Source organism: Pseudomonas sp. UBA3153 (assembly GCF_002364635.1).
GTDB classification, from domain to species: domain Bacteria; phylum Pseudomonadota; class Gammaproteobacteria; order Pseudomonadales; family Pseudomonadaceae; genus Pseudomonas_O; species Pseudomonas_O kuykendallii.
Genome location: NZ_DEYR01000015.1, coordinates 25,663 through 41,101 on the forward strand (window position 1 = coordinate 25,663; position 15,439 = coordinate 41,101).

14 protein-coding genes are annotated in these 15,439 nt (G+C 67.1%); 8 read left to right on the plus strand and 6 right to left on the minus strand.

Translation table 11 applies throughout. The features are described 5' to 3' along the window. The first annotated feature begins 134 nt into the window (after positions 1-134). The 4 genes from B2X67_RS03645 to B2X67_RS03660 all read left to right on the plus strand — a co-directional run bounded on the left by B2X67_RS03645 (position 135) and on the right by B2X67_RS03660 (position 4,049). The gene (locus B2X67_RS03645; RefSeq protein ID WP_090224349.1) at positions 135-683 is read left to right on the plus strand and encodes a cupin domain-containing protein; all 549 of its coding nucleotides are present in this window, start codon (positions 135-137) and stop codon (positions 681-683) included. A gap of 136 nt (positions 684-819) precedes the next feature. Next, positions 820-1,242 carry a c-type cytochrome gene (locus tag B2X67_RS03650; RefSeq protein ID WP_273234127.1) on the plus strand — a complete coding sequence of 141 codons (423 nt, stop codon included), beginning with the start codon at positions 820-822 and terminating at the stop codon, positions 1,240-1,242. Between the two features lie 142 nt (positions 1,243-1,384). Continuing rightward, a complete protein-coding gene (locus B2X67_RS03655) occupies positions 1,385-3,517 on the plus strand; it encodes an acetyl-CoA hydrolase/transferase C-terminal domain-containing protein (RefSeq protein ID WP_286784649.1) in 2,133 nt (710 codons plus the stop codon). A gap of 10 nt (positions 3,518-3,527) precedes the next feature. After that, positions 3,528-4,049 carry a DNA-binding protein gene (locus B2X67_RS03660; RefSeq protein WP_286784650.1) on the plus strand — a complete coding sequence of 174 codons (522 nt, stop codon included), beginning with the start codon at positions 3,528-3,530 and terminating at the stop codon, positions 4,047-4,049. Positions 4,050-4,067: 18 nt separating this feature from the next. Here the strand turns inward: B2X67_RS03660 and B2X67_RS03665 are convergent, their stop codons facing one another. Beyond that, positions 4,068-4,640 (minus strand): xanthine phosphoribosyltransferase, encoded by a 573-nt coding sequence (locus B2X67_RS03665; protein WP_282340131.1) that lies wholly within the window; start codon positions 4,638-4,640, stop codon positions 4,068-4,070. 182 nt (positions 4,641-4,822) lie between these two features. Between B2X67_RS03665 and B2X67_RS03670 the strand changes: the two genes are divergently transcribed. From B2X67_RS03670 to B2X67_RS03680, 3 genes are all read left to right on the plus strand, one after another. Next, the gene (locus tag B2X67_RS03670; protein WP_286784651.1) at positions 4,823-5,179 is read left to right on the plus strand and encodes a hypothetical protein; all 357 of its coding nucleotides are present in this window, start codon (positions 4,823-4,825) and stop codon (positions 5,177-5,179) included. A 90-nt stretch (positions 5,180-5,269) separates the two neighbouring features. Further along, positions 5,270-6,997 (plus strand): copper resistance system multicopper oxidase, encoded by a 1,728-nt coding sequence (locus tag B2X67_RS03675; RefSeq protein WP_286784652.1) that lies wholly within the window; start codon positions 5,270-5,272, stop codon positions 6,995-6,997. Next, the gene (locus B2X67_RS03680) at positions 6,994-7,839 is read left to right on the plus strand and encodes a copper resistance protein B (protein WP_282340137.1); all 846 of its coding nucleotides are present in this window, start codon (positions 6,994-6,996) and stop codon (positions 7,837-7,839) included. The genes B2X67_RS03675 and B2X67_RS03680 overlap by 4 nt, the downstream gene beginning before the upstream one ends. Positions 7,840-7,908: 69 nt before the next feature. On the opposite strand, the gene B2X67_RS03685 is transcribed toward B2X67_RS03680, so the two are convergent. From B2X67_RS03685 to rep, 3 genes are all read right to left on the minus strand, one after another. Then, positions 7,909-8,472: a fructose-2,6-bisphosphatase gene (locus B2X67_RS03685; protein WP_282340138.1), complete on the minus strand. Its 564-nt coding sequence runs from the start codon at positions 8,470-8,472 to the stop codon at positions 7,909-7,911. Positions 8,473-8,650: 178 nt separating this feature from the next. After that, a complete protein-coding gene (locus tag B2X67_RS03690; RefSeq protein WP_286784653.1) occupies positions 8,651-9,184 on the minus strand; it encodes a Dps family protein in 534 nt (177 codons plus the stop codon). A gap of 133 nt (positions 9,185-9,317) precedes the next feature. Further along, the gene (rep, locus tag B2X67_RS03695; protein ID WP_282340141.1) at positions 9,318-11,327 is read right to left on the minus strand and encodes a DNA helicase Rep; all 2,010 of its coding nucleotides are present in this window, start codon (positions 11,325-11,327) and stop codon (positions 9,318-9,320) included. A 325-nt stretch (positions 11,328-11,652) separates the two neighbouring features. Between rep and B2X67_RS03700 the strand changes: the two genes are divergently transcribed. Then, entirely contained in the window at positions 11,653-13,302 is a 1,650-nt protein-coding gene (locus B2X67_RS03700) for a putative bifunctional diguanylate cyclase/phosphodiesterase (RefSeq protein WP_286784654.1), read from the plus strand. Here the strand turns inward: B2X67_RS03700 and B2X67_RS03705 are convergent. Both B2X67_RS03705 and B2X67_RS03710 read right to left on the minus strand, forming a co-directional pair. Then, on the minus strand, positions 13,299-14,795 hold the full coding sequence (locus B2X67_RS03705; RefSeq protein WP_286784655.1) for a YifB family Mg chelatase-like AAA ATPase: 1,497 nt from the start codon (positions 14,793-14,795) through the stop codon (positions 13,299-13,301). The two genes, B2X67_RS03700 and B2X67_RS03705, sit on opposite strands and share 4 nt — an antisense overlap. A gap of 39 nt (positions 14,796-14,834) precedes the next feature. Then, entirely contained in the window at positions 14,835-15,107 is a 273-nt protein-coding gene (locus tag B2X67_RS03710) for an accessory factor UbiK family protein (protein ID WP_273233956.1), read from the minus strand. Positions 15,108-15,439 lie beyond the last annotated feature (332 nt).

Sequence of the window (15,439 nt, forward strand, 5' to 3'; positions counted from 1 at the left end):
CTGCAGGCCCCACGATTCCTGGGCTGCGGCGCTTTTGTGCGGGAAACCCGATCGCAGCGTTGTAAATTCCGAACGCTGTGCGATGATACGGCCCACTTCGACCGCAGCTATCCCCCTCGAGGAGGATTCAACCATTGGACGTCGGTGTTCGACTGCAATCCATCCGCAAGCACAAAGGCCTTTCTCAGCGTGAACTCGCCAAGCGTGCGGGCGTCACCAACAGCACCATCTCGATGATCGAGAAGAACAGCGTCAGCCCCTCGATCAGCTCCCTGAAAAAAGTGCTCGGCGGCATTCCGATGTCGCTGGTGGAGTTCTTTTCCCTGGATTTCGAACAGGACAACCAGACCCAGGTGGTCTACCGCGCCAGCGAGCTGCTCGACATCTCCGACGGCGCCGTGACCATGAAGCTGATCGGCAAGGCGCATCCCAGCCGCGCCATCGCCTTCCTCGACGAAACCTACCCACCGGGGGCGGATACCGGTGCGGAGATGCTCAACCACGACGGCGAAGAGGCCGGCATGCTGATCGACGGGCGCCTCGAACTGACCGTCTCCGGCGAGCTGTTCGTGCTCGAGAGCGGCGACAGCTACTACTTCGAGAGCAACAAGCCGCATCGCTTCCGCAACCCCTTCGACAAGCCGGCGCGACTGATCAGCGCCACCACCCCTGCCAACTTCTGAGGCCACGGCTGCGACGCGATGCCGCAAGCCCATGCATGGCGCAGGGTTGTTTCGGCTGGGCGGGCTTATCGGTATACTGGCGCCCGCTCGCGAAACCGTGGCCGCGAGCGTTTCTAGCCACGATGAGGGTGTAAGGGTGAACTGGATAAACAAGATGCTGGTGGCGAATGCCGCCGCGCTGGCCCTGTGGGCGATGAGCGCTCAGGCTGCGACCAATGATGAGATTGCCGCACGCCTCAAGCCGGTTGGCGAAGTATGCGTGAGCGGCCAGGAATGCAAGGGCGTCGCCGCCGTTGCCGCGTCGGCTTCCGGTGGTGGCATGAGCCCCGACGACGTGATTGCCAAGCATTGCAACGCCTGCCATGGCGCTGGCGTGCTCGGTGCACCGAAGATCGGTGATGCCGCGGCCTGGAAAACCCGTGCCGACGAACAGGGTGGCCTCGACGGTCTGCTGGCCAAGGCCATCAGCGGGATCAACGCCATGCCGCCGAAAGGCACCTGCGCGACCTGCTCCGATGACGACCTGCGTGGCGCCATCAAGAAGATGTCCGGTCTCTGATCGCACCTCTTCGCTGAAAGAGCCGCTTCCGGGCGGCTTTTTCATGCCTGCGATTTGCCTCCCCGGTGTGTGCGTGCCCGCGGGGATCAAAGCGGCATCCGAGCGGGTCCAAACTCCGACGCATTCGCCAAGGAGTCCGCCGGTGCCTTCCTGCACGCTGGAACAGGCCGTCGATGCCGTGCTGGCACGCATCGAGGGTCACATTCGACTGGGCCTGCCGCTGGGGCTGGGCAAGCCGAATCCATTCGCCAATGCGCTTTACCAGCGCATCAAGCAAACGCCGCAGCGCGAGCTGACGATCTACACCGCATTGTCGCTGGGCCGCCCGCAGGCCCACAGCGAACTCGAGCAGCGGCTGCTCGGGCCGTTCGTCGAACGGGTGTTCGGCGATTATCCCGAGCTAGACTATCGCCTGGACCTGCAACGCGGCGAGCTGCCGGCGAACATCCACATCGAGGAGTTCTACCTGCAGCCCGGCAGCCTGCTGGACAGCCCGCAGGCGCAGCGCGGCTACATCAGTCTGAACTACAGCCAGGTCGCGCGCGATCTCGACCGCAAGGGCATCAACCTGGTGGCGCAACTGGTGGCCCGCCGCCGCGACGATCCGGATTGCCTGAGCCTGTCCTGCAACCCGGACATCACCCTCGACCTAATGCCACTGCTCAAGCGTCGCCGCGAGGCCGGCGAAACCTTGCTCAGCGTCGCCCAGGTGCATGCCGACCTGCCGTACATGCCCGGCGACGCCGAGTTGCCCGAGGACGAGTTCGACCTGCTGATCGAGCCGCCCGAGCGCGACACACTGTTCTCCACGCCGAACATGCCGGTCAGCCTGCAGGACCATGCCATCGGCCTGCACGCCAGCACGCTGGTGCGCGACGGCGGCACGCTGCAGATCGGCATCGGCGCCATGGGCGATGCGCTGAGTGCGGCGCTGCTGGCGCGCCAGGCCGACAATGCCGGCTACCGCGCGGTGCTCGAGGAGCTTCGCGTGCCGCAGGGCTGGGGCGAGCTGATCGAGCGCGAGGGTGGCCTGGCGCCGTTCGCCGAGGGCCTCTACGGCTGCAGCGAGATGTTCGTGCTCGGCATGCTGGCGCTGATGGAGGCCGGCGTGGTGCGCCGCCCCGTGTACCCCGACGCGCGCCTGCAACGGATGGCCAACCTCGGCGCGCTGGATGCCCACGGCAGGCCGCGCAGCCTGGGTACGCTGGTCGCCGCCGGGCTGCCGGCGCGGATCACGCCGCGCAGCCTGCTCTGGTTGCAGCGTCACGGTTTGCTCGACGGCGAGGTCCGTCTGGAGCGGGACGGCGTGCGCCTGCCGGACGGGCGGCTGGTCAGCGCCGATCTCAACGACCGCGCCAGCGAGCAGGCGCTGAGCGAATACATCGGGCAGGCCGCTGGCGTGCTGGTGCACGGTGGCTTCTTCCTTGGCCCGCAGGCCTTCTACGAACGCCTTCGGCAGATGAGCCACGCGCAGCGCCAGCGGGTCGGCATGACCGGCATCGGCTTCATCAACCGCCTGTATGGCGACGAGGAGCTCAAACGCCTGCAGCGCCGCGATGCGCGCTTCATCAACAGCGCCTTCACCGTGACCCTGCTCGGTGCCGGCGTGGCCGACCAATTGGAGGACGGCCGCGTGCTCAGCGGCGTTGGCGGGCAGTACGACTTCTTCGCGCAGGCCCACGAGCTCGAGGGCGCGCGCTCGATCCTGATGTTGCGCGCCTGGCGCGAGTCGGGCGGCGAAGCCAGCTCGAACATCGTCTGGCAGTACGGCCACACGACCATTCCGCGCCACCTGCGCGACATCGTCGTCACCGAGTACGGCATCGCCGACCTGCGCGGCAAGAACGACGAGGAGGTGATCGAGGCGTTGCTGCGTATTGCCGACTCGCGGTTCCAGGACGCCTTGATCGAACAGGCGCAGAAGGCCGGCAAGCTGTCGGCGGACTTCCAGCTGGACTGGGTCCACCGGCAGAACACGCCCTGGCGACTGCTCGACGTGCAGTCGCAGCATCCGCGGCTGTTCGCCGAATACCCGCTGGGCTGCGATTTCACGGCCGAGGAGCAGGCGCTGCTGCGCGCGCTGCGCTGGCTGAAGAGCAAGCTCAAACTCAGCGAGATTCTCGAACTGGGCATGGCCACGCTGTTCGACCTGCCGGAGCCGGCCGCCTATGCCGCTCACCTTGAGCGCATGGGGCTGGAAAAACCCGAGGGCCTGCGCGAGCAGCTCTACCAGAAACTGGTGCTGGCCGGCCTGAAGGCCACCGCCCAACACTGAGGACCGAGCGATGCCAGGCACCGCGCCGAGACCGGAGACCCTGCATTTCGCCAGCGACGGGCGCACGCCGAACAGCCCGTTGCCGGTGCTCATCTACCGTCGGTTGCCGCTCGGTCAGGACGCGCTGGCCGAGCGCTTCGAGGGGCTGTTCGCCAGTCACCTGTGGCCGCCGCGCTGGCGTGCGAGCGTGTTCGACTATCAGCACTACCACGCCGACACCCACGAGGCGCTGGGTGTGGCGTGCGGCTGGGCGCGCCTGCTGCTGGGCGGCGAATCGGGAACCGAAGTGGAGGTGCGCGCCGGTGACGCGCTGGTGCTGCCGGCCGGCACCGGGCATTGCCGACTGCAGGCCAGCGAGGATTTCCTGGTGGTCGGCGCCTATCCACCGGAGTGCGACTTCGACCTGCAGCGTCCGGATGCGGCGACCCATGACGCCCACCGCGCGCGCATCGCCCGCGTGGCGCCGCCGCTGACCGATCCGGTGGGCGGCACTCAGGGCCGGCTGGTGGGCTTGTGGCGACCGCCGCGCTGAGTCGGCCGTCGGCGCCGGTCAGTCGACGAAGGTGACCTTGCCGTCTTTCAGCGATTTCACCCGCGCCAGGGACTCGACGCGGTAGCCCTCGTTTTCCAGCAGGCTGCGGCCTTCCTGGAAGGACTTCTCGATGACGATGCCGAGCCCGGCGACGCTGGCGCCGGCCTGGCCGATCAGGTCGAGCAGGGCCTTGGCGGCGTGGCCGTTGGCGAGGAAGTCGTCGATCACCAGCACGTGGTCATTGGCGTGCAGGTGCTTGGCGGAGATGGCGATGGTGCTTTCGGTCTGCTTGGTGAAGGAGAACACCTTGGAGATGTACAGGTTATCCCGCAGGGTCAGCGACTGGTACTTGCGGGCGAAGATCACCGGCACGCCGAGCTCCAGGCCGGCCATTACCGCCGGCGCGATGCCCGAGGCCTCGATGGTGACGATCTTGGTGATGCCCTGATCGCGGAAGCGCTCGGCGAAGGCATGACCGATCTGCTGCATCAGCCGCGGATCGATCTGGTGGTTGAGGAAGGCGTCGACCTTCAGCACCTGCTCCGACAGCACGATGCCCTCGGTGCGAATTTTCTCTTTCAACAGTTCCACGAACGCGGCCCCCTGCGACCCCAAGGAAAGCCGCGCATTCTCCCGCAAAACGGCTCGGTATGCCCGTCAATTCCACCGGCCGCCGGGCGGAAACCTTGCAATAGGTCAAGCAGGCGTGTCGCGCCGCTGTTCTTCGTCTCTGGCTCGGTTAGAATCCGCCCAGGCCCATGCGGATCGCCCCGATGAATCGTCCATTGCACATCCTGCTCATGTTGTTGCTGCTCGCCACCACGGCGGGGCGGGGGATGGCGGCGGCGTCGATGATCGACTGCACGCAGATGCCGATGACCAGCCATGACGGCGGCCCGATGACGGCGTCGGCGCATGCCGCGATGGAGACCTCCTGCGACAGCTCGTCCGCCAGCATGGACCACGACCTCGGTCTCTGCTGCCTGGCCTGCGTCGCCCTGCCGTTGGCCTCCAGCCTGATCCAACCCGGCGCCGCGCCCGTGCACGCCGCGCCCCTGCTCGGTGATCCCGAGCGTTACCGCAGCATCGTCCCCGATCCCTTGCGGCGCCCGCCGCGCTCCCTCGCCTGATCGCGCGTTTTCCTTCTCTTTCGACTTTCGCGGACAGCCGCGGTCGCCCTTGCGCGAACGCGCCTGTTCCGCCCGATCAGGATTTCACAGATGAACGCATCCTTTCCGGCGCTTTCGCGGCGCCGTTTCGTCCAGGGCCTGGGCGCCGGGGGCGCACTGGCGCTCGCCGGCGGCTGGTCACAGGGCGCTCTGGCGCAGGCCGTCGCGCCTTCGCCGCGGCAACTCTCGGGTAATCGCTTCGAGCTGGAGATCGCCGAGCAGGCGGTCAACTACACCGGCCGCGCGGCGGTCGCCACCACGGTGAACGGCTCGCTGCCGGCGCCGACCCTGCGCTGGCGGCAGGGCGAGGAGGTCAGCCTGCGGGTGACCAACCGCCTCGCCGTGCCCAGCTCGATCCACTGGCACGGCATCCTCCTGCCGGCCGACATGGACGGCGTGCCCGGCATCAGCTTCGCCGGCATCGCGCCGGGGGAAAGCTTCACCTACCGCTTCCGCGTGCTGCAGGCCGGCACCTACTGGTATCACGGCCACAGCGGCTTTCAGGAGCAGACCGGGCTGTACGGCGCGCTGCTGGTCGAGCCCGAAAACGGCGAGCCGCTGGCGGTGGAGCGCGACTACACGCTGATGCTCAGCGACTGGACCGACGAAGACCCGATGCGCATCTTCGGTCGGCTGAAGGCGGACAGCGAATATTTCGCCCGCGCCAAGCCCAGCGTGGCGCAGTTCGCCCGCGACGTCGAAAACCTCGGCCTGGCCGCCGCCTGGGACAAGCGCGCGATGTGGAACCGCATGCGCATGAGCCCCACCGACCTGCAGGACGTGTCCGGCGCTACCTACACCTACCTGGTCAACGGTGCCACGCCGGCGGCCAACTGGACGGCCATCGCCGAACCCGGCGAGCGGGTGCGCCTGCGCTTCATCAACGCCGGCACCTCGACCTACTTCGACGTGCGGATTCCCGGCCTGCCACTGACGGTGGTCGCCACCGACGGCCAGGCGGTGGCCGAGGTGACGGTGGACGAGTTCCGCATCGCCCCCGGTGAGACCTACGACGTGCTGGTGCGCATGCCGGACGCACAGGCCTACAGCATCTTCTGCCAGTCCATGGACCGCAGCGGCTACGCCCGCGCGACCCTGGCGCCGGTGGCCGGCATGCAGGCCGCGCTGCCGCGCCTCGATCCGCCGGTCTGGCTGGACATGCGCGACATGGGCCACGGCGAGGGAACCATGGCCGGCATGGAACACATGGCAATGGCGGGGATGGATCATGGATCGATGGCCGGGATGGATCACGCCGCCATGCCCGCCAGCGCGCCCTTGCCGACCTCGGCACAGGTCGACATGCGCGTCGCCAATCCGTCCGACGCGCTCGACGATCCCGGCCCGCGGCTGCGCGGCAACGGCCGTCGCGTGCTGACCTACGCCGACCTGAGCACCCTGGGCGACGGACTCGATCCTCGACCGCCGACGCGCGATCTAGTGCTGCGCCTGACCGGCAACATGCAGCGTTTCGTCTGGGGCTTCGACGGGCTGAAGTACAATGAGGCCGAGCCGATTCCCCTGCGTTATGGCGAGCGCCTGCGCCTGCGGCTGATCAACGACACCATGATGAATCACCCGATCCACCTGCACGGGATGTTCTTCGAGGTGGAGAACGAGGCGAGCGGCGTGCTGCTGCGCAAGCACACCGTCAACGTCCAGCCGGGCAAGCAGGTGGCACTGCTGGTCAGCGCCGATGCGCCCGGCGAATGGGCATTCCATTGCCACCTGCTGTATCACATGGAAGCGGGCATGTTCCGCAAGGTGGTGGTCGCATGAGGCGTTTACTGATGATCGCCGCGCTGGCGCTCGCTCCGGCGCTGCAGGCCGAGGAAATGCCCGGCATGACGCACGACATGCATGGCATGGGGATGATGGACCACGGCATGCCGGCGCCGGCGGCCGATGCGGGAGACGCCAACCGCATCCTGCCGCGCGAAGAGCAGGCGCCGCCGATGCCGATGCCGGCCAGTCACGACCAGCACCGCCACGGCGAGTCGCTGGCCCATCAGGTGCTGTTCGAGCGGCTCGAATACCGCGACGGGCGCGATGACAACGGCCTGGCCTGGGACGCGGACGCCTGGTGGGGCGGCGATACCGACAAGCTCTGGCTGCAGAGCGAAGGTGAGCGTGCTGGCGGCGAGAGCGAAGGGCGCGCGGAGCTGCTCTGGTCGCATGCCGTCGCGGCCTTCTGGGACAGCCGCCTGGGTGTACGCCAGGACTTCGGCAGCGATCCCGACCGGCAATGGCTGGCCTTCGGCATCGCCGGCACCACGCCCTGGTGGTTCGAGGTGCAGGCCAGCGCCTACCTGGGGCCGAACGGCCGCAGTGCGGCGCGGCTGGAGGTCGAGCGCGAGCTGCAACTGAGCCAGAAGCTGGTGCTGGCGCCGCAGCTGGAGCTGGAAGCCTACGGCAAGGACGACCGCGCCAGGACGATCGGCAGCGGGCTCGCCGAGGGCCGTTTCGGGTTGCGGCTGCGCTACGAGGTCACGCCGCAGTTCGCGCCCTATGTCGGCCTCGAGTGGACCCGCCGCTTCGGCGAAACCGCGTCGCTCGGGGAGGATCGGGACGAGGCCCGCAGCGACTCGCGCCTGGTCGCCGGCCTGCGCTTCTGGTTCTGACGGAAAAGGGCTAAGCCCCGGTTGTGCGCCTCGGGAAACCGGGCGTCGCCGGGGTCTCCGCAGCGGTGCTCAGCGTGCCTTGCGGTACACGCAGGGCTGCCAGTAATCCTTGAGGATCAGGTTGAGCGGGCCGGACCAGCCGCGCTTGCGCAGCTCGGCGGAGATCAGCACGTTCATGATGCCGTGGCCGACGAGCATCACGCTGCCGTGGATCCTGGCCAGTTCGATGAGGCGGTCGGCGGCCATGCGGGCGCGCTTGCGCGACACCCGGATCGATTCGGTGTGCCGGGCGAAACCGAGGAACCAGGCGCCGCGGAACAGTATCCGCCAGACCTTCACCGGCAGCTTCGGCGCGTTCCAGTCGGGGTAGGGCAGGTGCGCTTCGGCGAACACCTCGTCAACCTCGTCGGTGCATCCGCCGGCGATGCGGGTGCGCGATTCCACGCAGCGCGAGATCGAACTGCAGGCGAACACCTCGGTGCGCTTCGCTTGGTCGATCAGCGATTGCGGCACTTCGGAGCACACCACCGGCGCGCGGTTGTAGCCTTCGATCCAGGTCTTCATTTCGCGGGGCGTACAGCGTTCGGCGCCGGAGTAGTTCGGGCGGCCGTGGCGCACCAGGGTGATCTGCATGATGGGCGAGGTCCCTCTGCGTGGTCGGGCGCTCGGGATGGCGCGCCTGTCCGGGTTCGATGCCCGGCGCAGGGCGAAAGTTGCGCGACCGGCGGTGATCGCCGGGCGGAACACCGCTGCGGCGCAAAAAAAAGCCCCGCCGAAAAGGCGGGGCGTTCGTTCGTCGCGCGGGCTCGAATCAGCGGGTGCGCAGGGTTTCGCCGAGGAACCAGGCGCGTTCTTCAGCCTGGTCGATCCACTCTTCCAGCAGGCTGGTGGTGGCCACGTCGTTGGCGTCGCTGGTCAGCGTGTGGGTGCTACGCATGTAGGCGGCCAGGGCCTGGTTGTCGGCGTGCAGTTCGCTGAGCATCTGCTCGGCGCTGAGGTTCTCCACTTCGCTGCTCTGCAGGCGCTTGCTGGCGACCACCTGCTCCACCGAGCGCAGGGTCGGCTGGCCGATCTTGCGTGCACGTTCGGCGATCGGGTCGATGATGGCGAAGATCTGCGCGGCCTGGTCGTCCAGCAGCAGGTGGTACTCGCGGAAGTGCGGCCCGCTTACGTGCCAGTGGAAGTTCTTGGTCTTGAGGTACAGCGCAAACATGTCCGACACCAGCACGGTGAGGGCCTTGCCGATCTCGACGGCGTTGCCGATGCCGGCGTCCGGGCCTTTCGCGGCCTCGTCGCGGACGCTCTTGACGGTTTTCAGTTCCTGCTTGGCGCTTGCAGTGGCCATGGTGCTCTCCTCGAAAAAGTGACGATGTCCGCGCGGTGGCGGCCTTGAAACCCTGGGTTCAACTAGACCACACCCGCGCTGTGGTTACTCATCACTTTTGTCGATGGCGCCAAGCAGCGTTATCTATGGATCGTTAGCGCTTGAGCATCGAGCGCATCGCCGCCAGGGCGTCGTTGCCCCGCGCGGCCTTCACTTCCACCGGTGCGTCTTCCTGGCCTTCCCAGACCAGGTCCTCGGGCGGCAATTCGTCGAGGAACCGGCTCGGTGAGCACTCGATGATCTCGCCGTACTGCTTGCGCTTGGCGGCGAAGGTCATGGTCAGGTTGCGCTTGGCGCGGGTGATACCGACGTACGCCAGGCGGCGCTCTTCCTCGATGGTGTCGGCTTCGATGCTGGAGCGGTGCGGAAGGATTTCCTCCTCCACGCCGAGGATGTACACCGAGGGAAACTCCAGCCCCTTGGACGCGTGGATCGTCATCATCTGCACGCCCTCGGCGCCTTCTTCCTCTTCCTGCTGGCGTTCGAGCATGTCGCGCAGGACCAGCTTGCCGATGGCCTCCTCGATGGTCATCTCGCCGTCTTCGTCCTTCTCCAGCGTGTTCTTCAGCGCATCGACGAGGAACCAGACGTTGCCCATGCGCGCCTCGGCAACCTTGTCGCTGGAGGCGTTCTGGCGCAGCCACTGCTCGTAGTCGATGTCCATCACCATGCTGCGCAGCGCGGCGATGGGGTCGTCCTGCGAGCACTGCTGGCGGAGCTTGTCCATGTAGCGCTTGAAGCGCGAGAGACGCTCGGTGTAGCGGCTGTCGAGGTGTTCGCCGAGGCCGATCTCGTCGCTGGCGGCGTACATGCTGATCTTGCGTTCGGTGGCGTAGTTGCCGAGCTTTTCCAGGGTGGTCGAGCCGATCTCGCGGCGCGGCACGTTGATTACCCGGAGGAAGGCGTTGTCGTCGTCCGGGTTGACCAGCAGACGGAAGTAGCTCATCAGGTCCTTTACCTCCTGACGGGCGAAGAAGCTGGTGCCGCCGGACAGGCGATAGGGGATCTGGTGGTGCTGCAGCTTCAGCTCCATCAGTTTGGCCTGGTAGTTGCCGCGGTAGAGGATGGCGAAATCGCTGTACGGGCGCTCGGTGCGCAGGTGCTCGGTGAGGATTTCCAGGGCCACGCGCTCGCACTCGGCGTCTTCGTTCCGGGTGCGGATCACGCGGATCTCGTCGCCCATGCCCATCTCGCTCCACAGCTGTTTCTCGAAGGCGTGGGGGTTATTGGCGATCAGGGTGTTGGCGCATTTGAGGATGCGGCTGGTGGAGCGGTAGTTCTGCTCCAGCATCACCACCTTCAGCGACGGGTAATCCTCTTTCAACAGCATCAGGTTTTCCGGGCGCGCGCCGCGCCAGGCGTAGATCGACTGATCGTCGTCGCCGACCACGGTGATCTGGTTGCGCATGCCCACCAGCAGCTTCACCAGCAGGTACTGGCTGGAGTTGGTGTCCTGGTACTCGTCCACCAGCAGGTAGCGGATGCGGTTCTGCCACTTTTCCAGGACGTCCTTGTGCTCCTGGAACAGCTTGACCGGCAGCAGGATCAGGTCGTTGAAGTCCACCGCGTTATACGCCTTGAGCGTGCGCTGGTAGTGCAGGTAGACGATGGCGGCGGTCTGCTCCTTGGGGTTGCGTGCGTTGGCCAGGGCCTCGTCGGGCAGGATCAGCTCGTTCTTCCAGCTGTCGATGAGGTTCTTGATCTCGTCGGCGCCGTCATCGCCGGCGTATTCCTTCTGCATGATGTCGGTGAGCAGCGCCTTGATGTCGCCGTCGTCGAAGATCGAGAAACCCGGCTTGTAGCCCAGTCGCGCGTACTCCTTGCGGATGATGTTCATGCCCAGATTGTGGAAGGTCGAGACCGTCAGGCCCTTGCCCTCGCTGCCGCGCAGCAGCGTGCCGACGCGCTCCTTCATTTCGCGCGCGGCCTTGTTGGTGAAGGTCATGGCGACGATGTGGCGGGCCTGGATGCCGCACTGCTGGATCAGGTAGGCGATCTTACGGGTGATCACGCTGGTCTTGCCGGAGCCGGCGCCGGCGAGCACCAGAAGTGGGCCGCCGACGTAGTTCACGGCTTCCTGCTGCCGGGGATTGAGTCGGGACATGGTCGTCGCGTTTCGCTCAGGAGAAGGGGCGGCATTCTAGCAGGCACTCGCCCCCAGGCTCGCGCCGTTGCGCTGATGGCAGCGTGCCACGGCTTGGTTATTTCGCCTGCTCCAGTAGGCTACGGGTGAATTGTCAAATGGCCGTCGACGATTTCGCGCCCGGCCGGGTCAGGGAAGACCGCCAGAACAACGACTCCCGAACAGTGCCAGGCAGCACGGGTTGAGCCCCTCGCGCGGTGATGCGAGGCCGCGATCCGCAGCCTGGCCACCATCGTAGTGGTGAGGGAATACTCCGGCGAACACTGTCATGGCCTGGGGAGGTCGCGTGCCCGCGCTAGTGCAACCCTCGCGTTTGATTCTTCTTGGCGACGATCCGTCCTGGGTCGGGCTGCTGCGCGACCGGCTGACGACCCTCGACAATGCGCCGCAACTGGTCAGCGCGCCGTCCTGGGAAGGTGTGGCGGAACTGCTCGACGACGACTGCCTGCTGCTCTGCACGCCGGACCAGTTGCCGGCGGCCGGCGCCAGCACGGTGCCCATCGTGATGCTGCTGGAGGCGGAGCCGGAAAGCGTGCCGGCCAGCGTCAGCGACTGGCTGGTGTACGACGACACCAGCCCGGCGACCTTGCGGCGCTGCCTGCGTTATGTCGCCGAACGCAGCCTGCGCCGCCGTTACGGCGAGCTGGACCCGCTCACCGGCATCGCCAATCGCCAGGGCTTCCAGTCGCTGCTGAGTGCGCGGATGGCCGAGCATGAGGGGCGCGGTTTCGCCCTCGGGCACCTGGACCTGGACAATTTTCGCGCGGTCAACGACAGCCTCGGTTACGAGGCCGGCGACAGGCTGATCCTGCAGGTGGTCGCGCGGATGAAGGACCAGCTCGGCGAGGGCGACCGCCTGGCACGCCTGGGGAGCGACGAATTCGCCCTGCTGATCGATACCTCCAACGACTTCCGCCGCGCCGAGCGTCTCGCCGCTCGGGTCGTCGAAGCCCTGGAGGAGCCTTACTGGCTGGAGGGCGAAAGCCTGTTGATCGGCTGCAGCCTGGGCCTGGCGCACGCCAACGGCGGCGCGATCGACCCGCTGATGTGGCACGCCCACATCGCCATGCAGCAGGCCAAGAACGCCCAGGGCTGCACCTTCCATCTCTACGACGAGCGCATCAACCACAGTGCCCGTACCCGCGCCCGGCTGGAAGGCGAGCTGCGCCGGGCGCTGCGCCGCGACGAACTGGTGCTGCATTACCAGCCGCGGCTGTGCCTGCAATCCGGGCGCTTCCTCGGCGTCGAGGCGCTGGTGCGCTGGCAGCATCCGCGCCGGGGGCTGCTGGCGCCGAGCGAGTTCGTTCCACTGGCCGAGGAGAGCGGCCTGATCGTGCCGCTCGGCTACTGGGTGATTTCCCGCGCGCTGCGCGACATGCAGGACCTGCGTGCGAAGGGCCTGCCGGCGCTGCACATGGCGGTCAACCTGTCGTTTCGCCAGTTCCAGGACAGCCAGTTGCTGCCGACCCTGAGCCGGCTGATCGAGGAAAACCAGGTGGACGCGCGCTGGCTGGAATTCGAGCTCACCGAGACGGCGGTGATGCGCCGCAGCGACCAGGTGCGCCAGACCATGCAGGCGCTGCGCAAGCTTGGCGTGCGCTTTTCCCTGGATGACTTCGGTACCGGGTTTTCCTCCTTCGTTCACCTCGACCGCTTGCCCATCGCGTTGCTGAAGATCGACAAGAGTTTCGTCGGCGGCATGAATGACAAGGCGGAAAGCTATCGGCTGGTGCGGGCGATGATCGATCTGGCGCACAACCTCGGTCTGGACGTGGTCGCCGAGGGGGTGGAAAGCGCCGAACAGCTGGCGCTGCTGGCGCGGTTCGGCTGCGACCAGGTACAGGGCTACCTGATCAGCCGGCCGCTGGCGCTGCAGCATCTCGTCCAGTTGCTCTCGGGCGGTCCGCGCCAGGCCAACCCGCAGCAGCCGTCCTAAGCCAGGCCGCTGGCGCGGTACTGCAGGGCTTCGGCGAGGTGCGCGCGGTCGATGGACGAGGCGTCTTCGAGGTCCGCCAGGGTCCTCGCCACCTTCAGCACCCGGTGCGCTGCCCGCAGCGACAGGCCGAGACGCTCGCAGGCGGCCTCTAGCCAGAGGCGGTCCTCCGCGCTCAGCAGGCAATGTTCCCGCAGCCCCTGCAGGTCGAGGAACGCGTTGGCCATGCCCTGGCGCCGCAGTTGTCGCTGGCGCGCCGCCGCGACGATGGCTGCCGCCTCGTGGCTGCCCATGCCGTGTCGCGGGGCGGTATCCAGGGCCATCGGCTCGCGCAGCACGGCGACGTGCAGATCGATGCGGTCGAGCAGCGGCCCGGACAGCTTGCCGCGATAGCGCTGGATCTGCTCGGAGGAGCAACGGCAACGTGCGCTGGGGTCGCCGAGGTAGCCGCACGGGCAGGGATTCATCGCCGCGACGAGCTGGAAGCGTGCAGGAAAACGCACCTTGTCGTTGGCCCGGGCAATGACGATCTCGCCGCTTTCCAGGGGCTCCCGGAGGACTTCCAGGACCTTGCGGTCGAACTCCGGCAATTCGTCGAGAAACAGGACGCCCTGGTGAGCCAGGGTGATTTCGCCGGGGCGCGGGCGACTGCCGCCGCCGACCAGCGCCGGTGCCGAGGCGCTATGGTGCGGATGCCGAAAGGGACGCTGCGGCCAGGCTTCCAGCGGTGTGTGGCTGGCCACGGAGTGGATGGCGGCGACTTCCAGCGCCTCGCGTTCGTCCAGCGCGGGCAGCAGCCCCGGCAGGCGGCTGGCCAGCAGGGTCTTGCCGGTTCCTGGTGGACCACTCAGCAGCAGGTTGTGCGATCCGGCCGCGGCGACCAGCAGCGCGCGCTTGGCGGCGATCTGCCCCTGTACGTCCGCAAGGTCGGGGTAGGGCAGCAGGCGGCGCAGCAGCCCCTGCGCCTGGAACGGCGCCAGCGGAGTCTTCGCGCTGAAATGGGCGGCCAGCTCCAGCAGATGGTCGGCGGCGAAGACCACCAGCCCGGACGCCAGGCTGGCTTCCTCGGCGTTGGCCTTCGCCACGACCAGGGCGCGCCCGGCCGCGCGGGCGGCCAGTGCGGCGGGCAACACGCCCTGCACCGGCCGTACTGCGCCGGAAAGCGCCAGTTCGCCGAGACATTCGCAGTTGGCCAGGCTTTCCGCCGGCAGTTGTCCGCTGGCGGCGAGGATGCCGAGCGCGATGGCCAGGTCGAAGCGGCCGCCGTCCTTGGGCAGGTCGGCCGGAGCCAGGTTCAGGGTGATTCTGCGGGGTGGAAAGTCGAAGCCCGAGTTCAGGATGGCGCTGCGCACGCGGTCCTTGCTTTCCTTCACCGCGGTTTCCGGCAGGCCCACCAGCGCCAGGGACGGCAGGCCGTTCGCCAGGTGCGCCTCGACGGTGACGGACGGGGCTTCCACGCCGACCTGGGCGCGGCTGTGGACGATGGCCAGGGACATGCATCACTCCTTGATGACATGCCGCTCGCCGAGCGCGATTCACTCGGCGGCGGGAGGAGACTCTTTCGCCAGGCGTTCTTCGAGTTCGAGAACCTTGCTTTCCAGGGCCTCGAGGCGAGCGCGGGTGCGTGCGAGCACGATCATCTGGCCGTCGAATTCGTCGCGGCTGACCAGGTCGAGCTTGCTGAAGGTGCTTTGCAGCAACGCCTTGAGCTGCGATTCGAACTCTTCGCGCTGAACGGGGCGCTCGCCATTGAACAGTCGCGAAGCATGGGTGCTGAGGGCATCGAGCAGGGCTTTGGGCGGCAACATGGGCTTATTCCGGTGACAGTGGCGGCGGAGTCTAGCATGGCGCCGGAAATTCCCGGCCTTGAGGCATAAGCGCACGTTTATCGCGCATGCGCTCCGCGGTGTGTGCTCTATTTTGGTGCGCATTGGCGATTTGGCCGGTTCTATTGCCGATGGAATCGCCCGCGAGGCCCCAAAAACCGTCCATCGCCGTAGATGGCAAGCTTTCTGCTTAGCTGCCTGTGACGCGTGCACCGATGCAGTTCCGGTGCGTTAGGCGAAGCGGGGGAGAATGCTTCGTCGGGAACGGTAGGTTGATGTCGGCGCGGCCGAGCCAGGGCCGCGACGCGTTACAA